Annotated in this window: 21 protein-coding genes and 1 pseudogene; 8 read left to right on the top strand and 14 right to left on the bottom strand. The window is 69.9% G+C overall.

From position 1 onward, the window contains the following. Positions 1 to 92: 92 nt before the first annotated feature. From AMR74_RS08365 to AMR74_RS08345, 5 genes are all read right to left on the bottom strand, one after another. Positions 93 to 1,415: a M28 family peptidase gene (locus AMR74_RS08365; RefSeq protein WP_053771618.1), complete on the bottom strand. Its 1,323-nt coding sequence runs from the start codon at positions 1,413 to 1,415 to the stop codon at positions 93 to 95. An 84-nt stretch (positions 1,416 to 1,499) separates the two neighbouring features. Continuing rightward, positions 1,500 to 2,159 (bottom strand): DUF420 domain-containing protein, encoded by a 660-nt coding sequence (locus AMR74_RS08360; RefSeq protein WP_053771617.1) that lies wholly within the window; start codon positions 2,157 to 2,159, stop codon positions 1,500 to 1,502. 81 nt (positions 2,160 to 2,240) lie between these two features. After that, entirely contained in the window at positions 2,241 to 3,293 is a 1,053-nt protein-coding gene (locus AMR74_RS08355; RefSeq protein ID WP_053771616.1) for an NAD(P)-dependent glycerol-1-phosphate dehydrogenase, read from the bottom strand. A gap of 103 nt (positions 3,294 to 3,396) precedes the next feature. After that, the gene (locus AMR74_RS08350; protein WP_053771615.1) at positions 3,397 to 4,095 is read right to left on the bottom strand and encodes a LysE family translocator; all 699 of its coding nucleotides are present in this window, start codon (positions 4,093 to 4,095) and stop codon (positions 3,397 to 3,399) included. Positions 4,096 to 4,255: 160 nt separating this feature from the next. After that, a complete protein-coding gene (locus tag AMR74_RS08345; protein ID WP_053771614.1) occupies positions 4,256 to 5,047 on the bottom strand; it encodes a DUF2103 domain-containing protein in 792 nt (263 codons plus the stop codon). A gap of 130 nt (positions 5,048 to 5,177) precedes the next feature. On the opposite strand from AMR74_RS08345, the gene AMR74_RS08340 reads away from it, so the two are divergent. Then, positions 5,178 to 5,837 (top strand): hypothetical protein, encoded by a 660-nt coding sequence (locus AMR74_RS08340; protein ID WP_053771613.1) that lies wholly within the window; start codon positions 5,178 to 5,180, stop codon positions 5,835 to 5,837. Beyond that, positions 5,834 to 6,469 (top strand): hypothetical protein, encoded by a 636-nt coding sequence (locus AMR74_RS08335; protein WP_053771612.1) that lies wholly within the window; start codon positions 5,834 to 5,836, stop codon positions 6,467 to 6,469. Before AMR74_RS08340 ends, AMR74_RS08335 begins: the two co-directional genes overlap by 4 nt. A 31-nt stretch (positions 6,470 to 6,500) precedes the next feature. On the opposite strand, the gene AMR74_RS08330 is transcribed toward AMR74_RS08335, so the two are convergent. The 3 genes from AMR74_RS08330 to aroA form a co-directional block, all read right to left on the bottom strand. Next, a complete protein-coding gene (locus AMR74_RS08330) occupies positions 6,501 to 7,676 on the bottom strand; it encodes an ArsA family ATPase (protein WP_053771611.1) in 1,176 nt (391 codons plus the stop codon). Between the two features lie 109 nt (positions 7,677 to 7,785). Next, positions 7,786 to 8,328 carry a GNAT family N-acetyltransferase gene (locus AMR74_RS08325; RefSeq protein ID WP_053771610.1) on the bottom strand — a complete coding sequence of 181 codons (543 nt, stop codon included), beginning with the start codon at positions 8,326 to 8,328 and terminating at the stop codon, positions 7,786 to 7,788. Between the two features lie 311 nt (positions 8,329 to 8,639). Continuing rightward, entirely contained in the window at positions 8,640 to 10,022 is a 1,383-nt protein-coding gene (gene aroA, locus AMR74_RS08320; RefSeq protein ID WP_053771609.1) for a 3-phosphoshikimate 1-carboxyvinyltransferase, read from the bottom strand. Positions 10,023 to 10,166: 144 nt separating this feature from the next. Between aroA and AMR74_RS08315 the strand changes: the two genes are divergently transcribed. Continuing rightward, positions 10,167 to 10,694: a multiprotein bridging factor aMBF1 gene (locus AMR74_RS08315; RefSeq protein WP_053771608.1), complete on the top strand. Its 528-nt coding sequence runs from the start codon at positions 10,167 to 10,169 to the stop codon at positions 10,692 to 10,694. A gap of 49 nt (positions 10,695 to 10,743) precedes the next feature. Here the strand turns inward: AMR74_RS08315 and AMR74_RS08310 are convergent. Both AMR74_RS08310 and AMR74_RS08305 read right to left on the bottom strand, forming a co-directional pair. Beyond that, positions 10,744 to 11,153: pseudogene (locus AMR74_RS08310) on the bottom strand (disulfide bond formation protein B). Continuing rightward, positions 11,150 to 11,950 (bottom strand): DICT sensory domain-containing protein, encoded by an 801-nt coding sequence (locus AMR74_RS08305; protein ID WP_053771606.1) that lies wholly within the window; start codon positions 11,948 to 11,950, stop codon positions 11,150 to 11,152. Before AMR74_RS08305 ends, AMR74_RS08310 begins: the two are co-directional and overlap by 4 nt. Positions 11,951 to 12,115: 165 nt before the next feature. Here AMR74_RS08305 and tpiA point away from each other — a divergent pair, with 165 nt between their 5' ends. The 5 genes from tpiA (at position 12,116) to AMR74_RS08280 (ending at position 17,462) form a co-directional block, all read left to right on the top strand. Beyond that, positions 12,116 to 12,760 carry a triose-phosphate isomerase gene (tpiA, locus tag AMR74_RS08300; protein ID WP_053771605.1) on the top strand — a complete coding sequence of 215 codons (645 nt, stop codon included), beginning with the start codon at positions 12,116 to 12,118 and terminating at the stop codon, positions 12,758 to 12,760. A gap of 212 nt (positions 12,761 to 12,972) precedes the next feature. Then, complete coding sequence (gene dnaK, locus AMR74_RS08295) at positions 12,973 to 14,901, top strand: molecular chaperone DnaK (RefSeq protein ID WP_053771604.1); 1,929 nt, start codon at positions 12,973 to 12,975, stop codon at positions 14,899 to 14,901. Between the two features lie 82 nt (positions 14,902 to 14,983). Next, positions 14,984 to 16,153 (top strand): molecular chaperone DnaJ, encoded by a 1,170-nt coding sequence (gene dnaJ, locus AMR74_RS08290; RefSeq protein ID WP_053771603.1) that lies wholly within the window; start codon positions 14,984 to 14,986, stop codon positions 16,151 to 16,153. An 85-nt stretch (positions 16,154 to 16,238) separates the two neighbouring features. Continuing rightward, the gene (locus AMR74_RS08285) at positions 16,239 to 16,559 is read left to right on the top strand and encodes a cupin domain-containing protein (RefSeq protein WP_053771602.1); all 321 of its coding nucleotides are present in this window, start codon (positions 16,239 to 16,241) and stop codon (positions 16,557 to 16,559) included. Between the two features lie 150 nt (positions 16,560 to 16,709). Next, entirely contained in the window at positions 16,710 to 17,462 is a 753-nt protein-coding gene (locus AMR74_RS08280) for a hypothetical protein (RefSeq protein WP_053771601.1), read from the top strand. 27 nt (positions 17,463 to 17,489) lie between these two features. Here the strand turns inward: AMR74_RS08280 and AMR74_RS08275 are convergent, their stop codons facing one another. Genes AMR74_RS08275 through AMR74_RS08260 form a run of 4 tightly spaced genes read right to left on the bottom strand, consistent with a single transcriptional unit; the run spans position 17,490 to position 22,045 of the window. After that, a complete protein-coding gene (locus AMR74_RS08275; protein ID WP_053771600.1) occupies positions 17,490 to 18,824 on the bottom strand; it encodes an ABC transporter ATP-binding protein in 1,335 nt (444 codons plus the stop codon). Next, the gene (locus AMR74_RS08270; protein ID WP_053771599.1) at positions 18,817 to 19,872 is read right to left on the bottom strand and encodes an ABC transporter ATP-binding protein; all 1,056 of its coding nucleotides are present in this window, start codon (positions 19,870 to 19,872) and stop codon (positions 18,817 to 18,819) included. The genes AMR74_RS08275 and AMR74_RS08270 overlap by 8 nt, the downstream gene beginning before the upstream one ends. Further along, on the bottom strand, positions 19,872 to 21,056 hold the full coding sequence (locus AMR74_RS08265) for an ABC transporter permease (RefSeq protein ID WP_053771598.1): 1,185 nt from the start codon (positions 21,054 to 21,056) through the stop codon (positions 19,872 to 19,874). The genes AMR74_RS08270 and AMR74_RS08265 overlap by 1 nt, the downstream gene beginning before the upstream one ends. Before the next feature lie 14 nt (positions 21,057 to 21,070). Next, a complete protein-coding gene (locus tag AMR74_RS08260) occupies positions 21,071 to 22,045 on the bottom strand; it encodes an ABC transporter permease (RefSeq protein WP_053771597.1) in 975 nt (324 codons plus the stop codon). Positions 22,046 to 22,070: the final 25 nt, after the last annotated feature.

Below are 22,070 nucleotides of genomic sequence, written 5' to 3'. Positions count from 1 at the left end.
TTCCAGACAAACCAAGTTGCTGTTAGTTAGGACCGAGAAGGCGGCGGGTTTCCGGCGTCCTGCTCGATCGCCCTGTCCCGACGTTTCCTTCGTCAAAACGTCCAGTCGCCGGTGAGCTTCATCCCGGTCGCCTTGCCCTCCGCTTCGAGCGCCGCCGCGATCTCGTCGGTGTCCCGACGCGGGATCGACGCGCTCGCCTCGGCGAGGTCGACGACCAGTTCGGTCAGCAGGATCGCCTGCTCCCGGAGGTTCCGCGACTCCAGCTTGTCGAGCGTGTCCGCGTGGGTGTGGCCCCAGCCGCGGCCGCGGCCCTCGGTCTCGCCCGAGATCATGTACCCCGGGATCCCCCGTTTCACGAACGGCCAGTGGTCGCTGTGGGGGACCAGCTCTCCGCCCGTCGACACCGGGTGATCGAAGCGGTCGCTCACGCGCTCGGCGGCGGCCGCCAGCGCGTCGAAGTCGTGGTGGTCGACGCGGAGCGTCCGCCCGAACACGTTGCTGTCGACGTTGACGACGGCGCGGACCGCCTCTCGGTCCGCCGCCTCGGCGGCCACCGACGAGCCGACGAGCCCGACCTCCTCTGCGCCGAACGCGGCGAACCGCACCCGCACGCCGAGTTCGTCCTCGCGTGCCGCCAGCGCCCGCGCGACCTCGACTATCGTCGCCGTGCCCGCGCCGTTGTCCATGGCGCCCTCCGCGAGGTCGTGCGCGTCGACGTGCGAGGAGACGATCAGGTGCTCGTCGGTGTCGGGGCCGAGCTCGGCGACGGCGTTCCCGCTCGTCGCGGTCGGGGTCCCGCAGTCGACCGCGACGGTGAGCTCGTCGCCCTCGTTCCGGCGCGCGAGGCGGGCGCCGGTCTCCTTCGAGACGCCGACCGCCGGGACCGCCCCGATCGGCGCGTCCGCGGTCCCGACGCTGCCGGTCGGCGGGAGCGTCCCTTCGACGTGGTTGGCGAAGACGAAGGCGGCGGCGCCCGCGTCGACCGCGCGGTAGTACTTCTCGCGGCGGTGAATGAAGCGGTCGACGGAGTCGGGGGTGTCCGACGACGCCATGACGACTTTCCCCTCCAGGTCGGCCTCGAAGTCCTCGGGGACGCCGTGGCCGAGGTCGACGAACTCGCCGGTCGCCTCGCCGCTCGGACTCCGGGGCAGCGCGATACAGGCGTTCGGGCCGACCGCGACCGGGTCGCCGCTCGCGGCGTCCCGGACCGCGCTGTCGCCGCGCTCCCAGCCCTGGATCTCGAACTCCTCGACCGCGGCGTTTCGTGCGCCGGCGTCGGCGAACGCGTCGCGGGTCAGCTCGAGCGCCTCGCGCTCGCCCGGGGACCCGGCCATCCGGTCGCCGACGTCGACGAGGTCGGTGAGGTGGTTCCAGCCCGCGTCGCTCGTGAACGTCTCGCCGATCCAGTCGGTCATGGGTAGCGGTGTCGCGGGCGCCGCTCAAGCGTTTCGGTGGCGGCGGAGGCGGCCGGGACCGGATTCGACGGGGTCGCCGTCGGCTCAGACGGGGAGCGCCGGGAGGAGCACCGCCGCGGCCTCCGCGGCCTCGAACGTCGACCCGTACAGGTGATTCAACAGGAGGTATGTGACGACCCCGAGCACGAGCGAGAGGATCCACGCGCTCGCGGCGATGCGGCCGACCCGGCGGTGCGGCGTCTCCGTGCGGAGCTCCTGCTCCGTGTGCGTGAGCCCGAGCACGATGGCGTACAGGACGACGGGTACGGAGACCACCGAGAGGACGATGTGGACCGCGAGCATGACCAGGTACGCCGGGTACACCCAGTCCCAGAGGGGTACCCACGCGTACGACGACTCCAGGACGAACTCCTTGGTGCCGCCGCCGGCGACCTTCGGGAGGTACATGCCGAGGAACACGAGGATGAGGACGAACGAGGTCGTCATCGCCGCGGCGTGTTTCTTCACCTCGTCGTTGCGGATCCAGTACCACCCGAGCGAGAGGCTGATCACGGCCATCGTGTTGACGACGGCGATGGCGTGCGCGAGGAGGTCGACGGTGCCCTTCGTGAGCGTCGGGAACAGCGCCTGGAACTCGGGGACGAGGAAGACGCCGCCGACCGCGCCGTAGCCGACGAGCGTGAGGAGTACGGTGATCGCGCGGGCCCGGTCTTTGGCCCGGTCGCGGACGCTGGCGGTGGCCATACGACCGGTTGTCGCGGCACGGTTATTTCGCTTTCGAGGTCGGGCGCCGCAGCCGGGGGCGGTCCCGACGACGATCCGGGGTCACCGGTCGATGACGCCCGTCGCGGTCGCCACCTCGACGGCGGCCTCCTCGTTGATCCCGCCCTGGAGGATGGTGTAGCGGTCGCGGATCTCGTGGGCGCTCGTCAGGGCGGCGATCAGTTCGGCGTCCTCGATCCCCAGCTCGTCGGCGGTCGTCGGGGCGTCGAGCTCGGCGAGCGCGTCGCGGATCGCCGCCCACCGCCCGTTCTCGCCGCTGTGGAGGTACTCCGTCATGATCGAGGCGACGCCGACCTGGTGGCCGTGGAGCGCCTTGCCGGGCGCGATGCGGTCGAGTTGGTGGGAGATGAGGTGCTCCGCGCCGGAGGCGGGCCGCGAGGAGCCCGCGATGGACATCGCGACGCCGGACGAGACGAGCGCCTTCACGACCACCCACGCCGACTCCTCTAACCCCGGGCGGATCATGTCGGCGTTCTCGACGAGCAGCTCCGCGGTCATCTCCGAGAGCGCCCCCGCGTACTCGCTGTACTCGACGTTGCGGAGGCGTCGGGCGAGCCGCCAGTCCTTCACGGCGGTGTAGTTGGAGATGATGTCGGCACAGCCCGCGGTCGTGAGCCGCCAGGGCGCCTCCGCGAGCAGCGTCGTGTCCGCGACGACGGCGAGCGGCGGGTCGGCGGCGACCGAGTGGCGCGTGTCGCCCTCGGGGATCGACGAGCGTCCGGAGACGATGCCGTCGTGGGAGGCGACGGTCGGGACGGAGACGAAGCCGACGTCGAGGTGGTCGGCGGCCATCTTCGCGATGTCGATGGGCTTCCCGCCGCCGAGGGCGATCAGGTAGCCGGGGTCGACCGCCTCGGCGGTCGCCTTCAGCTCCTCGACCGCGTCGAAGGAGGCGTCCTCGACGACGGCGGTCGCGGGGTCGTCGAACTGTGCCCGGACGCGGTCGCCGGCGATCTCGTTCGGCGTCGGGCTCGTCACGATCAGCGGCCGCCCCGTCAGGTAGAGCTCGCCGACCGCCTCGCCGAGGTCGTCGATGACGTCGTGTCCCACGAGGACGTTCCGCGGGAGCTTGATCCACGTCGTCTTCTCGAACATATCGGGCGGTCGCGCCGACGGGTCAAAGCCGTTGTCCATGCGCGTCGCGGGCCGCGCGGACGCGGCCGGGCGGCGGGCGCGAGCGGTCGGGGGCGGTCGCCCGCTACGCGCCGAGGGCGGCCAGCGTCGTCGCCGCGTCGTAGAGGAAGTACACGCCGAACCCGGCGAGCACGACCGCGGACAGCACCGCGACGATCGGCGCGAACGTCTCGATCCGGCGCTCGGCGGCGACGAGCCCGGTCGGGAAGCCGACGATCCAGGTCAGCACGCCGAGGAAGAACCCGCCGATGAGCGCCGGCGAGCCGGTCGCGACCACGAGCGTCCCCGCCAGGTCGCTCCCGACCACGGGGAGCCGCGCGAGCACGTCGAGCTCGCCCGGCCGGAGCAGCCCGACGCCGATCGTCAGCCAGAACAGCACCTGGTACGGGTTCGTCAGGGCGAGCACCAGCGCCTTGCGGAACCCCTTCCCCTCCGCGACCATCGGCTCCTCGCCGGCGGTCGGCCGGAACGACTCCCGGGCCCCGCGGGCGGCGCCGGCGGCGAAGTACAGCATCAGCACGCCGCCGACCGCGACCATCAGGCCCTGTAACAGCGGAAGCGACTCGACGACCGCGACGACGCCGACGTACGCGAGGACGAAGAAAATCGCGTCGGCGGTCGCCGCGCCGAGCCCGGCCCGGAAGCCGGCGAGGCGGCCGCGGAGGACTGACTCCTCGGCGATCACCGCGTTCATCGGTCCGGGCGGCGCCGCGAGCGCCAGGCCGAAGACGACGCCCGCACCGAGCGTGACGAGGGTACTCACGTCGCTCGAAACGTCCGATTTCGTGAAAAAGCCCGCGAAGAAGGGGCGGACAGCAGCGGACGGCACCGGCCGTCACGCCCGGGATCGGGACATCGACGGACGGATCCGAACGTCGGTGCGCACCGCGGACGACAAACCCCGGCCGGCGGCGACCCCGCGCCTACGCGTCCTGGAGTTCGGCGTCGCGGAGCGCCTCGTTGAGGTCCTTGCGGACCCGCTCACCGGTCTCGCGGTCCATCGCCGTGGTGACGATCCGGTTCTCCTGGACGCTGGAGCCGTCGCGCAAGAGGAGCCGGACGTTGCCGTTCGTCCCCGCGCGCGTCGCCTTCGCGCGGAGCCCGGTCCGCGACCCCGTCCCGCCGGCGTCGATTGGGCCGGGAACGATCTTCTTGACGTGCGGGTGCTCCGCGACGGTCTGGACGGCCTTCCGCCCCTTGCGGCCGCCGATGAGCGTCGAGTGCGAGCCGCCGATCTTCTCCCGCGGCGGCGTCTCGACCACCGCCAGCGACCGGTCGCCCCGGCTGTCGAGCACCCAGCGGACGACCGGGCTCACGTCCGGCTCGCGGTCGTCGTCCGAGGGGTCGCCCGCGGCTCCGGCGTCGTCGCTCGCGCCGCCGTCCGGCACGCGGTAGAACTCGTGGTGGAGCTGCGCGCGGGTCTCGCGGAGCGGCTCGCGCTCCCCGGCTGCGTAGACGGTCTCGGGGCGCTTCCGACGGATCTCGTCGGCGACGCGGCCCGCGAAGTTCCGCAGTTGGACCTCGCTCAGCCGCTCCCGGTCCTCCGGCCGTGTGGTGACGGTCGTCTCGCCCACGACGTCGTCCTCGTCGAGCAGCGTCAGGCGCGCCCGGTCGGGCTCGAACTCGGCGACGACGGCGTCGGCGTTGGCGGTGTTACAGGTCAGACAGTAGTCCCCGGGCTTCTCCAACGGGGTCCCGCACCGCCGGCAGTTCATACCGATCGGACGGTCGTGTGCGGTAAAAGGCCGTCCGTTCGCCGTGCGACCGGCCCGTCGGGCCTCGATCCGGAATCGCCGCCCGGTCCGGAGCAACAGGTTATAACTCTCGCCGGTCTCCCTCCTGGGTATGGACGGAGACCGACGCCCTCGGGGCGGTGACGGCCCCGAGCGGGACGCCGGGGAGCCGGAGACCGTCGAGGACCGGCTGGCGCGGCTGGTCCGCGACGGGCGGTTCAACGCGCTCGCGGCGTGGACGATGATCGCGGTCCTGACGGGGGTGCTCGTCGAGAGCGCGCTCGACTACGACCTCCTCTCGGCGGTCATCGTCGTCGGCCTCGGGGCGGTCGTCCTCGCGCCGACGGTCGCGGCGCGGGACTGGCGGGCGATGCTCCCCGCGGAGCTGGTCGGCCTCGCGCTGCTGCCGGTCCTCGTGCGCGCGGTGTTCGGCGGCGAGTTGGGGACGTTCGCCACCTACGTCGCCATCGCGGCGCTGGCGCTCGTGGTCACCGTGGACCTCCACATGTTCACGTCGCTGCGGGTGACCCACTGGTTCGCGGTCGTCTTCGTCGTGATGGCGACGCTGGCGACGGCGGCGGTGTGGACGGTACTGCGCTGGAACCTCGACCAGCGCGGCGGGACGGCGTACCTCACGACGAACGACGCGCTTATGATCGAGTGGCTGTACGTCACGCTGGCGGGGCTCGCGGCGGGGCTCCTCTTCGACGGCTACTTCCGCGGACGCGGGCGCCGCCTCCGCCGCGCCATCCGGCGGGTGGTGCGGCGATGAGGCTGCTCCCGCGCCCCTCCATCCGGTCGCAGCGGCGCCTCACCGGCGCGATGCAGGTCCTCCTGATCGCCATCGTGGCTTACGGCTTCCTCACCGGCGAGCAGAAGGCGATAAGCAACGGGATCATCGCCTTCCTCGTCACGCTGGTCCCGGCGGCGCTGGAACGCCGGTACGACCTCCCCTTGGACCCGTGGCTCGCCCTGTGGATCACGATGGCGGTGTTCCTCCACACCGTCGGGTCCGCCGGGTTCTACGCCCGGGTCGAGTGGTGGGACCACATGACCCACGCGCTGTCGGCCTCGCTGGTCGCCGCGGTCGGGTACACGACGCTCCGGGCGGTCGACCTCCACAGCGACGGCATCCGCATCCCGCCGCGGTTCGCGTTCGTCTTCATCGTCGTCGTCGTGCTCGCGTTCGGCGTGCTCTGGGAGCTGTTCGAGTTCGGGCTCGACATCGTCGCGACGGAGACGGGCATCGACATGCCGCTCGCGCAGCACGGGCTCGAAGACACGGTCAAAGACCTCACCTACAACACCATCGGCGCGGTGCTGGTGGGCCTGTTCGGACAGGCGCACCTCACCGGGGTCGCCGAGTTAGTCCGGGACCGGGTCCTCGGGAGCGCGGCCGAGTAACGCCGACCCGACGCCGGGCCGGCCGCGGCGGTCAGTTCAGGCAGGCGGCAACGACCCGCAGCGCGGCCTCGCCGCGCACCTCGTTCGCGAGCAGGGGCACGCGCTTCACCTCGCGGCCGCGGAACAGGTCGGTGGCCTCGCGGAGCGCGTTCTGCTGGACCTCCCAGCGGCGCGCGCAGAACTCGCAGGTCTCCGGGTTCGGCTCGACCACCCAGTCGGGGTCGACGCCGGCGCCGCTCTCCCCAGTCACGTCGTCGACGCCCTCCATCACCCGGTTAACGACGAGCGTGTCCACCGGAATCTCGAACTCGTCGAGGCGCGCGACCAGCCGCTCGGACTCGACGACGCTCATCTCCTCGGGGATCATCACGACGCGGAAGTCGGTCTTCGCCGGGTCGCGGAGGACGGCCCGCAGGCGCTCGATGCGCTCGCGGAGCTCGTCGAGGTCGGCCGACGGGTCGGGCTCGTCGTCGCTCCCGCCGAACATTCCTTTGAGTCCGTCCATCATCCCGGAGAAGCGCTGGCGGAGCTTCATCACGCGCCCCAGCATCGAGTCCATGATCTCGGGCAGCTGGAGCAGCCGGAGCGTGTGGCCGGTCGGGGCGGTGTCGACGACGACGCGGTCGAAGCGCGGGTCGTCGAGGTACTCCAGCAGCTGGCGCATCGCCGCGGCCTCGTCGGCGCCCGGCATCGTCCCGCCGAGGAGGCCGCCGAGCCCCTCGTCTTCGCCGACTTCGTCGCCCATGTCGCCGCCGGGGCCCATCCCGCCCATCGCGTCTCCCATCTCGCCGAGCCCGCCGAGCGGGTCGGCGTCGGCGCCGAACATCCCCTCCTCCATCGCGGCGTCGGGGTCGATCTCGGCGGCGTACAGCGGCAGGTCCTCGCGGATGCGCGCGGGTTCGGCCGGGATCTCCGTCTCGTAGGTGTCCGACAGCGAGTGCGCGGGGTCGGTGGAGACGACGAGCGTCCGGACGCCGCCCGCGGCCGAGGCGAGCCCCGTCGCGGCCGCCATCGTCGTCTTCCCCACGCCGCCTTTCCCGCCGTACAGCACGTAGTCGGGCGCGTCGACGCCCGCCGGGAGGTCGGCGAGGTCGTCGTCGACGGGCAGCGCCTCGTCCGCGTCCGCCGGTTCGACGGCGGCCTCGTCGGGCTCCTCGTCTTCGGGCTCGTCGACCCGGTCGACGGGTTCGACGTCGATGTCGTCCATACACGCGTGTCGTTCCGGCGGATACCTGTACCCGTCGGTCCGGCGGAGACGTCGACGCGGTCGCCGCGAGAGATCCGGTCGGCTCGGCCCACGGCGGACGACGCCGCACTCAGCACTCCCGCTCGTAGACGACCGACGGGTTCGCCTCGCCGACCACGACGATCTCGCCCGTCGCGCGCGGCTCGAATCCCTGCCCCTCGTAGAACGCGCGGCTCTCGTCGTGGGCTTCGAACGCCTCCAAGACGAGCCGGTCCCGCCCCGCCGGAACGCGCGACAGGACCGCCTCGACCAGCGCGCCCCCGACACCGGTGCCCTGGTACTCAGGGTCGACGTAACAGGCGCGCAGCTCAGCCTCGTCGTCCCCGACGAACTCGTTGGTCCACTCGTCGTCCCACACCAGGGTCGCCCAGCCGACGACGGTCGTCGAATCCTCGGATCCGTCGTCGGCCACCGCGACGAACGCGCGGTTGTCGGCCGCCGATCCCGTGAACTCCGCGTGTTCCCGCTCGAAGCCCTGGTCGAGCATCACCTCCTCTATCGTCGACAGCGCGTCCGGCGAGAGGAGGTCATCGTAGCCCTCCGCCCACGCCCGGACCGTCAGTTCCCTCCCCGCACGAACCTCCGCCGCGCTCTCCGGTTCGCGTACGTTCACGGCTCCTCCCTCTTATCGTCCGACAATAGTTCCGTCGGACCCGCCGAACCACCCTCGCCGAGTCCCCGTCGCCGCCCCCACCGGTCGGAGGCGGTTCGCGTTCGATTCGGGGTCCGCGGTGGAGCGCCCGCAAGACAGTTACCTCGACTTCACCGACACGCGGTATGCTCGTCCTCCAAGCCCTGCCGATGGAGGTGCTGAAACTCGCAACCCTCGCCGTCCCGCTCGTGCTCGTTTACCTCGTCTACACGCTGGTTCGGGCGTTCGAAGCGCGCTGACGGACGAATCGGCGTCGCGCGGGACGACTGCGGCTACTCGACCGCGCCGTCGCGCTCGACGTCCGTCCCGAGGTCGGCCATCGCGTCGAAGAAGCCGGGGAAGGAGACGTCGACGTGTTCGGCGCCGCGGACCGTCGTCGTCCCCTCGGCCGCGAGCGCGGCGACGGACAGCGCCATGACGATCCGGTGGTCGCCGCGGCCGTCGACCGCCGCGCCCCGGAGGTCGCTCTCGGAGCCGTGGACGGTGAGCACGTCCGGTTCCTCGGTCGTCTCCGCGCCCATCTTTTCGAGCTCCTCGGCCATCGCCGAGACGCGGTCCGTCTCCTTGTAGCGGACGTGCTCGCAGTTCTCGATCCGGGTGTCGCCGTCCGCGACCGCGCCGAGCGCGGCGATCGTCGGGAGGAGGTCGGGCGTGTCGCCCACGTCGACGGCGACGCCGGCGAGGTCGGCGCGCTCGACCGCGATCTCGCCGGCCTCGCGGTCCCAGTCGACCGGCGCCCCCATCTCTTCGACGACGTCGACGATCGCGGCGTCGCCCTGCGCGCTCGGTCGCGCGCCCTCGATCCGGACCGCCCCGCCGGGGTCGGCCGCGACCGCGCCCGCGCCGAGCAGGTACGAGATCGACGAGAAGTCGCCGGGCACCGCGTACGTCCCGCCGCTCGGCGCGTACGTCTGGCCGCCGGGGACCGAGAAGCCGGCCGCGCCCGCGGCGCCGTCGAGCGGGTCGCCGCCGGCGCCGACGGGGGTCGCCTCGACGCCGAAGTCGCCGAGCAGTTCGAGCGTGATGTCGACGTACGGCGCCGACTTGAGCTCGGTCGTGAGCTCGACCTCAATCCCCTCGTCGGTGACCGCGCCGGCCATCAGCAGCGCGGTGACGTACTGCGAGGAGACGTCGCCGGGGATCGCGACCTCGCCGCCCGCGAGCGGGCCGGCGACCACGAGCGGGGCCTGCCCGTTCGACCGGGTCGACTCCGCGCGGACGCCGAGGTCGCCGAGCGCGTCGAGGAGCGGTCCCTGGGGCCGCGAGCGCAGCGACCCGTCGCCGGTGAGAACGGTCGTGCCCTCGGCGAGGGCGGCCGCGGCGGTGACGAGCCGCATCGTCGTCCCCGAGTTCGCGCAGTCGATCACGTCGTCCGGGACGGCGGGGCGGCCGCCGAACCCCTCGACGGCGAGCGCGTCGGCGTCGGTGAGGTCCGGCTCGACCTCGGCCCCGCCGTCGGCCCCCGCGGGCTCGACCGCCCCGCCGAACGCGGTGACCGCGCGGGCGGTGGCCCGCGTGTCGGCGGAGACGAGCGGTGACTCGACGGTCGCGCCGTCGCTGTACCCCGCGGCGAGGAGCGCGCGGTGCGTGTAGCTCTTCGACGGCGGCGCGCGGGCGGTCCCCCGGAGGGTCGAGCGCGTGATGTGGACGTCCATACCCACTCTGCCGCCCCCGGCGACAAGTCGGTACCGGCCGCGGCACGATTGCGGCCGCGCCGTCGGCGGCGGGCGACCCGCCGCGGACACTCGCCGCGACGCCGCGGCACACCCTTTATACCACCGGGAGCGTTAGCGTCGCGTATGCCCCAGTGTGAGATGTGCGGCGCCGAGGAGGCCTCGCTGACGACGACGAAGGTCGAAGGCGCCGAACTGGAGCTCTGTAGCTCGTGTACGGACTTCGGCACCGAGGTCCGCGACGAGTCGACGAGCTCCGGCGGCGGCAAGTACTCCACCAGCTCCAGCACCGGGAAGTCGTCTTCGTCGTCCGGCTCCTCCGGCTCCGGTGGCTCCCCGGGGAGCTCGACCCGCCGCCGCGACATGTTCGACGACATGGACGAGATCGCTACCGACTACGACGAGCGGATCCGCGAGGCGCGGGAGTCGCGCGGGCTGAGCCAGGAGGAGCTGGCCGACCAGCTCAACGAGAAGGCGAGCCTCATCCGCAAGCTGGAGCGCGGCGACACGCTCCCGACCGACGAGGTCCAGCGGAAGCTCGAACGCGCGCTCGACATCTCGCTGGTCGAGGGCCAGTCGGCCGACGACGCCGACTGGGAGACCGACGACGCGGGCACGATGACGCTCGGCGACGTCGTCAAGCGGAAGGACTGACCGCCCCGCTCGGCCCGACCGACCTTTTCGTCCCCCGTCGACCGCGCGCTCAGACGCGTCGCCGGAGCCCGAGCAGCGCGACCGCGAGCAGCCCGAACGCGACGAGCGACAGGTTCGGGACCGTGAGGCCGAGCAGCGGGCTCCGCCACTGAACGGTCGCACAGGGGCCGCCGACCGCACACTGCGTCATCGTCGCCTGGAGGTACGAGTGGTACGCGGCGAGCGGGAGGCCGACGGCCACGAGCGGCAGCGCGGTCCGCCAGACCGCCGGGCGACGCTCGACGGTCGCGACCCCGAGGACCGCGACGAGCGGGTACATGAGGATCCGCTGGTACCAGCACAGGTCGCAGGCGCGAGCCCGAGTCCGAGGCTGAACCAGAGGCTCCCCACGGTCGCGACCGCCGCGACGACTGTCGCGGCCGACAGCCACGCGGTCGCCGGGGACGGGCGGGCGGTCACACCGTCGCGCCGCCGTCGTCCGTCTGCTCCGAGCCGCCGTACCGCTCCGTGAGGTAGTCGATGATGTACTCGACGGTCTCGGGGTCGTAGCTCCAGAAGCCGAAGAACTCGCCCGGCGCGCGCTCCTCCGCGAGCAGCGCGCACTTCGCCTCGTCGTAGCCGCCCCCGTCGTAGGCGACGAACCACGTCTCGCGGATCTCGGCGGCCTCGCCGACGTGGACGGTGTAGTGTTCCACGTCGGGTGCCTCGCCCTCGTCGGCCGCGTACGCGTGGACGTCGAGCCGCTCCTTCTCGCCGAGCAGGGCGTACGTGTCCGCCTCGCCGGTGAGCACGTCGAGCGTCTGGAACCCCGCGTGGAGCTCGCCGTCGCCCACCCGCCAGGCGCGGTCCTCGATCTCCCTGGACGCGGCGACCATGTCGTCGCGGGAGTAGGAGGTGAACATCGTCTCGTCGAGGTGGTCCAACACCGGCCGCCCGACGCGGTCACCCGTGCCGCCTCGTTCCCCCGATCCGCCGCTTCCCGTCTCGGACTCGGCGGCCTCCACGCCGGTGCCCGCCGTCTCCCCCTCGTCCGGCCGCGACAGCAACTCGTCGACGGTCACGGCCGTGACGAACTCCCCGTCCCGCGCCAGGACGGCGAACTCCTCCGGGCCCGAGGCGGTCTGGTCGTCGACGATCCGGACGTTGCGGTCGGCGAAGTGCTCCCGGAGTTCGTCGGTCACCGCCGGATCGGCGTTGAACACGGTCAGCGTGGCCTCGTGCGCCTCCACGCCCGCGATGAGCTCGATGAGGGACATCCCTTGTCCGACCCACAACAGCGGGGTATAAGGACGTTTCTGCTCCCGGGACCGCGACTGTCCCCGGAAACCGGGATTCGAGGGGGACCGGCGAACCGGGCCGCCGCCGGGCGCGGTGCGGCGCGAAGCACGAACCTATTTGCGCCGCGCTCCCCCAGCGTGGGTATGTTCATCCTGGTGAACCTCAAGGCGTACCCGTGCGATCCGATCGAGGTAGCGACCGCGGCCCGCGACGTCGCCGAGGCGTCCGGCGCGCGAATCGCCGTCTCGCCGCAGGCCGCGGACGTCGCCCGCGTCGCCGAGACCGGCGTCGAGACGTGGGCGCAGCACGTCTCGCCGACCGGGCACGGCTCGCACACGGGCTCGACGCTCGCCGAGGCCGTCGCCGACAACGGCGCCGAGGGGACGCTGATCAACCACTCCGAGAACCGGCTGAAGCTCGCGGACGTCGACGGCTCCGTGCGGGCGGCCGAGCGGGCCGACCTGGAGACGATCGTCTGCGCGAACAACCCCGCGCAGGTCGGCGCTGCGGCCGCGCTCGGCCCCGACGCGGTCGCGGTCGAGCCCCCGGCGCTCATCGGCGGCGACGTCTCCGTCGCCACCGCCGACCCGGGGATCGTCGAGGACGCGGTCGCGGCCGCCGAGGCGGTCGACCCCGCGGTCGACGTGTTCTGCGGCGCCGGCGTCTCGACCGGCGAGGACGTGTCGACCGCCGGCGACCTCGGCGCGGCCGGCGTCCTGCTGGCCTCCGGCGTCGCGAAGGCCGACGACCCAGAGGCCGTGCTCGAAGACCTCGTGAGCGGGATCTGAGCCGCTGCGGGGGCTCGACGTCCCGATCTCAGCGGTCCGGTCGCGGCGGGCGACCCTCCCCCTCCGTCCCGGAGCCGCTGCGTTTGCGGATCTGTATAAATACATCGATGTGAGCGACTCACACGATCGAGAAATCGCACGACTGCGGCGGGTTCGTTTCCGCGGCCGTATGGCAGCATCTAGTAACCTTTAACCGAAACAAGCCGCTAGCTATGACCAAGATGGCGAGCAACAAGATTCTCGGTATCGACCTCGGTACCACCAACTCCGCGTTCGCGGTGATGGAGGGCGACGAGCCCGAGATCATCGCCAACGCGGAAGGCGACCGGACCACCCCGTCGGTCGTCGCCTTCGCCGACGACGGCGAGCGCCTCGTCGGCAAGCCGGCGAAGAACCAGGCCGTCCAGAACCCCGACCGCACGATCCAGTCGATCAAGCGGCACATGGGCGACGACGACTACACCGTCGAGATCGGCGACGACGACTACACGCCGGAGCAGGTCTCGGCGATGATCCTCCAGAAGATCAAACGCGACGCCGAGGAGTACCTCGGCGACGACGTCGAGAAGGCGGTCATCACCGTCCCCGCCTACTTCAACGACAAGCAGCGCCAGGCGACGAAGGACGCCGGCGAGATCGCCGGCTTCGAGGTCGAACGCATCGTCAACGAGCCGACCGCGGCCTCCATGGCGTACGGCCTCGACGACGAGTCCGACCAGACCGTCCTCGTCTACGACCTCGGGGGCGGCACGTTCGACGTGTCGGTCCTCGACCTCGGTGGCGGCGTCTACGAGGTCGTCGCCACGAACGGCGACAACGACCTCGGCGGCGACGACTGGGACGAGGCGCTCATCGACCACCTCGCCGACGAGTTCCAGAACGACCACGGGATCGACCTCCGCGACGACCGGCAGGCGCTCCAGCGGCTGAAAGACGCCGCCGAGGAGGCGAAGATCGAGCTGTCGAACAAGAAGGAGACCACGGTCAACCTTCCGTTCATCACCGCGACCGACAGCGGCCCGGTCCACCTCGAACAGTCCGTCACCCGCGCGACCTTCGAGAACCTCACCTCGGACCTCATCGAGCGCACCGTCGAGCCGACCGAGCAGGCGCTCGCCGACGCCGACTACTCGAAGTCCGACATCGACGAGGTCATCCTCGTCGGCGGCTCCACGCGGATGCCGCAGGTCCAGGAGCAGGTCGAGGAGCTCGTCGGTCAGGAGCCGAAGAAGAACGTCAACCCCGACGAGGCGGTTGCGCTCGGCGCGGCGGTCCAGGGCGGCGTGCTCTCCGGCGACGTCGACGACATCGTCCTGCTGGACGTCACCCCGCTCTCGCTCGGGATCGAGGTGAAGGGCGGCCTCTTCGAGCGGCTCATCGAGAAGAACACCACGATCCCCACCGAGGAGTCGAAGGTGTTCACCACGGCCGCTGACAACCAGACCTCCGTCAACGTCCGCGTCTTCCAGGGCGAACGCGAGATCGCCGAGGAGAACGAGCTGCTCGGCGCGTTCCAGCTGTCCGGCATCCCGCCGGCGCCCGCGGGCACCCCCCAGATCGAGGTCTCGTTCAACATCGACGAGAACGGGATCGTCAACGTCGAGGCCGAAGACCAGGGCTCGGGCAACGCCGAGTCGATCACCATCGAGGGCGGCGTCGGCCTCTCCGACGAGGAGATCGAGGAGATGCAAGAGGAGGCGGAGAAGCACGCCGAAGAGGACGAGGCCCGCCGCGAGCGGATCGAGGCCCGCAACGAGGCCGAGACGACGATTCAGCGCGCCGAGACCCTGCTCGAAGAGAACGAGGAGGATCTCGACGAGGGCCTCGTCGGCGACATCGAAGACGCCGTCGAGGACGTCGAGGACGTGCTCGAAGACGAGGACGCCGACACCGACGAGATAGAGTCCGCCACCGAGGCGCTCACCGAGGAGCTCCAGGAGATCGGCAAGCAGATGTACGAGGGCCAGGCCGCGCAGGCCGGTCCGGGCGGCGCGGGCGGCGCCGGTCCCGGCGGCATGGGCGGCATGGGCGGCGCCGCCGGTCCGGGCGGCGCGGCGGGCCCCGGCGGCGCCGGGCCCGACGGCGACGACGAGGAGTACGTCGACGCCGACTTCGAGGACGTGGACGACGACGAGGAGTAAGCCGCTCCGACCCGATTCTCGACGCCGCGACCCCGCCGTTTAAATCGACCCGTCGATCAACACCAACCAACGAACGCAACGCATGAGCGAAGATTTCTACGACGTCCTCGGCGTGTCGCGGGACGCCAGCGAGGAGGAGATAAAGAAGGCGTACCGCAAACAGGCCGCAGAACATCATCCCGACGTCAGCGACGCCGAGAACGCCGAGGAGCGGTTCAAGAAGATCCAGAAGGCCAAGGAGGTGCTCACCGACGAGCAGAAGCGACAGCAGTACGACCAGATGGGCCACGACCGGTTCACCGAGGCCGACAAGCGCGGCGCGACCGGCGGCGGTGGCCCGGGCGGCGCCGGCGGGCCCTTCGGCGGCGCGGGCGGCGCCGGGGGCGCCGGCGGCTTCGAGGACATCTTCAACCAGTTCTTCGGTGGCGGCGGCGGTCGCGGCCGCGGCGGCGGTGGCGGCGGCGACCGGCCGCGGCAGGGACGCGACCTCAAGACCGGGCTGACCATCGACCTCGAAGAGGCGTTCGAGGGCGCGACCAAGGAGGTCACGCTCACGCGACCCACCACCTGCGCCACCTGCGACGGCGCGGGCCACCCCCCGGACGCGGACGTGGAGACGTGTCCGCAGTGTAACGGCCGCGGGCAGGTCCAGCAGGTCCAGCAGACGCCGCTCGGGCGCGTCCAGCAGACCTCGACGTGCCCCCGCTGTGAGGGCGAGGGCGAACTGTACAGCGAGGACTGCCCGGACTGCGGCGGCGACGGCGTCGTCCGCGAGGAGGCGACGCTCTCGGTCGAGATCCCGGCCGGGATCCGCTCCGGACAGAGCCTCCGGATGGAGCGCGAGGGCGCGCCCGGCGAGAACGGCGGCCCGAAGGGGGACCTCCTCATCGAGGTCGACGTCGACGTCGGTGACCGGTTCGAGCGCGACGGCGACGACCTCCGCGTCAACGAGGCCATCTCCTTCCCGCAGGCCGTCTTCGGCGACACCGTCGAGGTGGAGACGGTCGACGGCAGCGTCGAGATGGACGTCCCCGCGGGGACGCAGAGCGGCGAGACGTTCCGCCTCCAAGGGAAGGGGATGCCCCGGCTCCGGCGCCGCGGACGGGGGGACCTCTACGTGCAGGTCGCCGTCGTCGTCCCCGAGTCGCTCAACGACGAACAGCGCGAGGCGCTGGAGGCGTTCGCCGAGGCCGGCGGCGAGGACATCGACGTCGGCGGCGGGTTCTTCGAGAAGCTGAAGAGCTCGTTCTGAGCGGAGCGGGGCCCTCGTCCGGCGCTCGGACCGCTCTCATTTCGCGGCCCGTAGCTTTTCGTCCCTCCGAGTCGTCCGTCGGCGCATGGGCTACGACACGACCGCCTACGACGACGTCGAACCGCGCGCGCCCGGCATGTACTTCCTCCGCGACGCGCTCGACTGCGAGCGCCTCGGCGTGACCGTCGTCGAGGCCGACGCCGGCTGGGAGGGCATGGAACACGACCACGCCGACGGCGATCACGAGGAGGTGTACGTGCTGCTCCACGGCGAGGCGACGCTCACGGTCGACGGGGACGCCGTCGACCTCGCTCCCGGCGACGCGGTCCGCGTCGACCCCGGGTCCACCCGGGACCTCGCCTTCTCGGCCGACGGCTCGAAGATGGTCATCGCCGGCGCCCCGTGACGCCGGCTTGACGATGGTCACCTCCGGTGCCCCGTGACGCCGCCGCGAGAGCGCGTTCTCCCGCCTCTCCCCCCGCCCGCAGCGCGGTCGACCACGGACCCGTTTCGTCGGCGCCGCAGCGTTAAGGCTCGGGCGCCCCGAACGTCGCGTATGGACCTCGTCGGGGATCTGCTCGCGCGCGATCGACGCACTCGCGAGACGGCGCTCGTCACGGCGGACGGTCGGGAGCGGAGCTACCACGACCTGATCACGAACGGGTACAAGGCGGCGAACGTGCTCCGGTACCTCGGCGTCCGCACGGGCGCGACCGTCGCCGTCGACCCGACGCCGGGCTTTCACACGACGCTCGCGTTCCTCGGCGCCGGCGCCGTCGGCGCACCGGTCCGGTTCGACCCGGCGGCGGGGATCGAGGCCGGCGACCGCGTCGTGCTCGCGCCGGTCGCGACCGCCGCCGCCTTCGACCCGGCGCCGGGCACGAACCTCGCCGCGTTCGGCGGGTCGCCGGAGCGCCCCGAGACCACGCACTGGGAACAGGAACTGTGGAGCGAGAATCCGGGAACGCCGCCGAGCGACGTCGCCCCCGCCGATGACGCGGTCGTCGGGCCGGACCGGGCGTTCAGCCACCGCGAGTTGTGTTCGACCGCGGCGGCGGCCGTCGAGGCCGGCGCGATCGACGAGGGGACGCGCGTCGTCTTCCGTCTCCCCTTCTCCGATCCGCCGGCGCTCGCGGCCGGGCTCGTCGCGCCGCTCTCGGTCAGTGCGACGGCAGTACTCGCGCCGCCGGCCGGCGACGGCGAGCCGGACGGAGAATCGCGCGGCGACGTGGCGGTGGCCCCGCCGGACGCGGACGTTCCGGAACCGCGACGGGTCGATCCGTCGTCGGTCGGTTCGGCGGCCGAGTAAATATCGCCAACTCGGGTCGCGCCCGGATCAGTCGTCCGCGGGGTTCGGCTCCGCGGGTGTCCGCTCCCCGTGGAGGAGGCAGGCGGACTCGTGGTCGGGTCCGTGAACCGTCTGTTCGGGCGCGGTCTCGGCGCACGGCGTCGTGATCTTGTTCGAGAGCAACTCGTCGGCCATCTCGGCGTTGTCCCCCAATAGCAGGTTCATCGCCTCCGAAAGTGTCTCCTCCAGATCGGCGTCATCGACCGTCTCGCTGATGTCGAACTCACGTCGGATCTCTGCTCGGACTTCCGAGTCGGTCGGTTGGGTCCCGCTAGCAGCAACATTCTCACGGACCTGTTCGATGTCAATCTCGCCGGTTGCGACCTTGTCGCGCAGGTTCAATAGACCCCGCCAGTCCTCTTGGTCGATGTCGACGCCGTCGGGCTGGATCACCTTGTGACACCGCGTGTGGAACCGACAGCCGCTCGGCGGGTTCGTCGGGCTCGGGACGGTGCCCTTCAGCTCAATGCCGCCGACGCTCGCGCGCGGGTCCGGCGTCGGGATCGAGGAGAGCAGCGCCTCGGTATAGGGATGCTGTGGGTTGGTGAAGATCTCCTCGACCGGGCCGATCTCGACGATCTCGCCGAGGTACATCACGGCGACGCGGTCGCAGATCTGGCGGATAACGGACATGTCGTGGCTGATGAATAGCAGCGACAGCCCGAATTCGTCCTGAAGATCGTTGATCAGCGAGAGGATCTCCGCCTGGATGGAGACGTCGAGCGCGCTCACCGGTTCGTCGGCGATGATGAGGTCCGGGTTCAACACGAGCGCCCGGGCGAGCGCGATCCGCTGTTTCTGCCCGCCGGAGAACTCGTGCGGATACCGGTCGAAGTCGTTCGCCGAGAGCCCGACGCGTTCGAGCAGGTCCTCGACGATGGCGCGGCGCCGGTGGCGGTCGCTCATCCCGTGGACCTTCAGGAGTTCACCGACCCCGTTGCCGACGGACATCCGTGGGTCGAAGCTCGACGACGGGTCTTGAAAGATCATTTGCGCGCCCCGGCGGAATGTCTTCAATTCGTCGTCGCCGAACTCCGTCACGTCGTTCGGGTGAGTCCCATCTGGGTTCCGGCTCGCGCTGCCGCGTCCGTTGCCGTTGAAGATGACTTCGCCAGCCGTCGGTTCCTCCAGACGGATGACCGAACTGGCCGCGGTTGACTTCCCGCAGCCTGACTCGCCGACAAGCCCCAGCGTTTCGCCTTCCTCGATGTCGAAACTGATCCCGTCGACGGCGCGCGCGGCACCGACCTGCCGGTTGAACACTCCCTTCCGGATCGGGTAGTGCTTCTTCAGGTCGCGGACCGAAAGTAGCGGCTCAGTCATCGGCAGGACCCACCTCGCTGTCGCCGTCCGCCGCGCCGGCGATTCCGAACTCCCCTCCGCTGATCACTGAGGGATCGCCGCCCGGATCGTAGTGGACGCAGGAGACCCACTGGCCGGGTTCGACCTCGACTTCCTCCGGCTGCTCACCGGTTCGGCACGCCTCTTCGGCATACTCACAGCGCGGCGCGAACCGACAGCCGTCCGGTGGATTGTGCGGGTCCGGGAGCGTCCCCGGTATTCCGCCTCCTGTGCCGCCGAACTCCGGCAGGCACTCCAGCAACTGCTGAGTGTACGGGTGTGCGGGATTGTCGAAGATGTCGAGCACACTGCCGCGTTCCATGACCTTCCCAGCGTACATCACCACGATCCGGTCGGCGATCTGTGCGACGACACCGAGGTCGTGCGTGACGAACAGGATCCCCATCTCGAACTCGTCTTGTAGGTCGTCGAGTAGTTCCAGGATCTGCGCTTGGACCGTCACGTCAAGCGCCGTTGTCGGCTCGTCCGCGATGAGCAGGTCGGGGTCGCCGACGAGGGCCATCGCGATCATTATCCGCTGCTTCTGTCCGCCGGAGAACTCGTGTGGATAGTCGTCGAACCGCGAACTCGCGTTCGCAATCCCGACGCGGTCCATCAGGTCGACCGCCTTTGTACGCGCCTCCTCGTCGGAGACGTCTTGGTGGATCTGGAGCGCCTCGGTGATCTGCCACCCGACGGTGTAACAGTGGTTCATCGCCTCCTGCGGGTTCTGGAAGATATGCGCGATGTCGTTGCCCCGGATCTGTCGGATTTCAGACTCGGGCATCGACTGCAGGTCGCGGCCCTTGTATCCGACGGACCCTTCGATCTCTCCCGGTGGGGTGTTGATGATCTTGGTGATCGACTCCGTCGCGACCGTTTTTCCGGATCCAGATTCGCCGACGATACATACCGTCTCGCCGGTGTCGACGCTGAAGTCGACCCCGTCCACTGCGGTGAGCGTTCCGTCGTCGGTGCTGAACGTCGTCGTGAGGTCTTCGACCTCGAGTAGTGGCTGATCGTCGGACATTATTCGTTCTCTGCCTCCGCTTCGGGGTTCAGCGCGTCCAACAGCGCGTCGCCGAGGAAGTTGAACGCGAGGATTGTCAAGAACAGTACGATACCGGGCGCCAACACGATCCATGGAGCGTACGAGAGGTCACTCCGTCCAGCCGAGATGAGCTGTCCCCACGAGGGCACCGTCGAGTCGCCGACGCCGAGGAACGCCAACTGCGCCTCGAACAGCAGGAAGCCGGGGATGAGAAGCGTGAGCTGGGTGATGATGCTGCTCGCTACGTTCGGCACCACGTGGCCGCGGATCACCTGATACGTGCTCGCGCCACTGATCCGGCTCGCCTTAATGAACTCCTCTTCGGAGATTGACAGCGATTTGCTGCGGACGTATCTGGCGGTTCCCCCCCACGCGAACAGAGAGAACACGACGATGAACATGCCCAAACCGCCGCCGTAGATGTATAAGATGAGCAGGAACATCAGGAACGTCGGGAACGAGAGGATGATGTCGACGAAGCGCATCATGATCTCGTCGACCCACCCGCCAGAGTACGCGCTCAGCGTACCGAACGTGATACCGATCGTCGCGACGATGGTCGTCGTGATGAACGCGATCTGCATGCTGATCGTCATCCCGTAGACGATCATCGTGAACACGTCCCGGCCCGCGTTCGTCGTTCCGAGCGGGTACTGCCAGGTCCCGTAACAACGCCCGTTCATGACTTCGCCGACGCAGGTCGCCGGCGTTGACTGGACGACAGAGGTGAACACCGGTGGCTGGTAGGCGACGAGCAGTTCCTGTTGCGGTGCGCTCATTACCAGCGGCCCGATGATCCCGCCCACGAACACGATCCCGAGCCAGATCATGCTCACGACCGCCGGCCGGTTGCGCTTGAACTCCTTCCAGTAGTACCGCGTCATCCGCGGGTTCTGGTACAGCGGCAAGACGAGGTACCAGAACGCCAAGAACAGCGTGAAAATAAAGAAGAAGTCGACTGTCTCCAGCGTCCGGTCGAGCCCGATGAACCCGAAAGTCGGTGTCCGCTGACCGATGAACTGCCAGTCGTACACGGCGAGCAACACGAGCGGGAAGGTCGTCACCAGCATCCCGATCGAATTGACCGACAGGTCAAATCGCCCGGACCGTGAGAGGTTGCTCCAGTCGACTTGATCGAACCGTTCCGAGCCTTCAGTTGCCATTGTTTTCTGTTGAGTTACCTATCATCGTAGCTGATACGCGGGTCAAGCACGGTAAACACGAGGTCCTCGATAAGGTTCCCCACGACGGCGACGAACGTGAAGAACAGCGTCGTTCCCAGCACAAGGTTCGTGTCCTGTGAGAGCAGTGCTTCGAAGGTGAGCCGGCCGAGTCCGGGTATTCCGAACACGACCTCGACGAGCAGCGACGACCCGAGGAACAGCGCGAGGAGCTGTCCGACGAGCGTCGTCGAGAGGGGGACGAGCGTCGGCCGCATGACGTGGTACGCGTACGCGCGAAGCGGTGACATCCCCTTGGCCTTCGCCGTCTTCATGAAGTCCGCGTTCTGGAACTCGGCCGACTCGTTCCGAGAGACGCGCATGACCGCGCCGATCGAACCGGTCACCAATACGAACACCGGAATCGCCAGTTGAACCGCGTTTTCGACGCTGAAGACCGAAACATCCGTGTTGTACACAATCGGAATCACCTCTAGCCACACACCGAAGACCAGTAGAAGGATGATGCCGAAGAAGAAATTCGGGATGGCGTAACCGAAGAAGGCGAACCCGGTCGCCGCGTGGTCCCGCCAACTGTACATGTTTGCGGCGGAGTACACGCCCACGAGGGGCCCGAGGATGACCGTGAGGATCGTCCACGGAATCGAGTACTGCGCGGTGTAGTACAGCGCGTTCCCGACCGCCTCGATGACCGGCTGACTCCGACTGCTCGACCATCCCCAGTCGAGGGTGTACACGCCCTGAATGAAGTCGAAGTACCTGACGTAGAGCGGTTCGTCGAGCCCTCGGAGCTCCCTGGCCCGCTCTACGGCCTCCGCTGGGTCGCCTCCCTGTAGAGCCGCCTGCGTTGCGGCCCGCTGTACGTCCGGGTTCGGCGCGGCCGACAGGAGCAGAAACGTGATCGTAGTGATGATGAGCGATACGACTCCTGCCCAGAGGACACGAGCGGTAACGTACCTTCCAAATCCCATGTTGATATCGTGAGAAACGTGTGGT

The sequence above is a fragment of the Halorubrum tropicale genome, from assembly GCF_001280455.1.
GTDB classification, from domain to species: domain Archaea; phylum Halobacteriota; class Halobacteria; order Halobacteriales; family Haloferacaceae; genus Halorubrum; species Halorubrum tropicale.
Note: the sequence above shows the minus strand (reverse complement) of the source record. Positions and strands in the feature narration are given on the sequence as shown.

Coding starts and splice junctions, on each gene's coding strand:
- AMR74_RS08365 (WP_053771618.1), bottom strand. CDS start 1,415: ATGACCGACTGGATCGGCGAGACGTTCACGAGCGACGCGGGCTGGAAC.
- AMR74_RS08360 (WP_053771617.1), bottom strand. CDS start 2,159: ATGGCCACCGCCAGCGTCCGCGACCGGGCCAAAGACCGGGCCCGCGCG.
- AMR74_RS08355 (WP_053771616.1), bottom strand. CDS start 3,293: ATGTTCGAGAAGACGACGTGGATCAAGCTCCCGCGGAACGTCCTCGTG.
- AMR74_RS08345 (WP_053771614.1), bottom strand. CDS start 5,047: ATGAACTGCCGGCGGTGCGGGACCCCGTTGGAGAAGCCCGGGGACTAC.
- AMR74_RS08340 (WP_053771613.1), top strand. CDS start 5,178: ATGGACGGAGACCGACGCCCTCGGGGCGGTGACGGCCCCGAGCGGGAC.
- AMR74_RS08335 (WP_053771612.1), top strand. CDS start 5,834: ATGAGGCTGCTCCCGCGCCCCTCCATCCGGTCGCAGCGGCGCCTCACC.
- AMR74_RS08330 (WP_053771611.1), bottom strand. CDS start 7,676: ATGGACGACATCGACGTCGAACCCGTCGACCGGGTCGACGAGCCCGAA.
- aroA (WP_053771609.1), bottom strand. CDS start 10,022: ATGGACGTCCACATCACGCGCTCGACCCTCCGGGGGACCGCCCGCGCG.
- AMR74_RS08315 (WP_053771608.1), top strand. CDS start 10,167: ATGCCCCAGTGTGAGATGTGCGGCGCCGAGGAGGCCTCGCTGACGACG.
- AMR74_RS08305 (WP_053771606.1), bottom strand. CDS start 11,950: ATGTCCCTCATCGAGCTCATCGCGGGCGTGGAGGCGCACGAGGCCACG.
- tpiA (WP_053771605.1), top strand. CDS start 12,116: ATGTTCATCCTGGTGAACCTCAAGGCGTACCCGTGCGATCCGATCGAG.
- dnaK (WP_053771604.1), top strand. CDS start 12,973: ATGACCAAGATGGCGAGCAACAAGATTCTCGGTATCGACCTCGGTACC.
- dnaJ (WP_053771603.1), top strand. CDS start 14,984: ATGAGCGAAGATTTCTACGACGTCCTCGGCGTGTCGCGGGACGCCAGC.
- AMR74_RS08285 (WP_053771602.1), top strand. CDS start 16,239: ATGGGCTACGACACGACCGCCTACGACGACGTCGAACCGCGCGCGCCC.
- AMR74_RS08280 (WP_053771601.1), top strand. CDS start 16,710: ATGGACCTCGTCGGGGATCTGCTCGCGCGCGATCGACGCACTCGCGAG.
- AMR74_RS08275 (WP_053771600.1), bottom strand. CDS start 18,824: ATGACTGAGCCGCTACTTTCGGTCCGCGACCTGAAGAAGCACTACCCG.
- AMR74_RS08270 (WP_053771599.1), bottom strand. CDS start 19,872: ATGTCCGACGATCAGCCACTACTCGAGGTCGAAGACCTCACGACGACG.
- AMR74_RS08265 (WP_053771598.1), bottom strand. CDS start 21,056: ATGGCAACTGAAGGCTCGGAACGGTTCGATCAAGTCGACTGGAGCAAC.
- AMR74_RS08260 (WP_053771597.1), bottom strand. CDS start 22,045: ATGGGATTTGGAAGGTACGTTACCGCTCGTGTCCTCTGGGCAGGAGTC.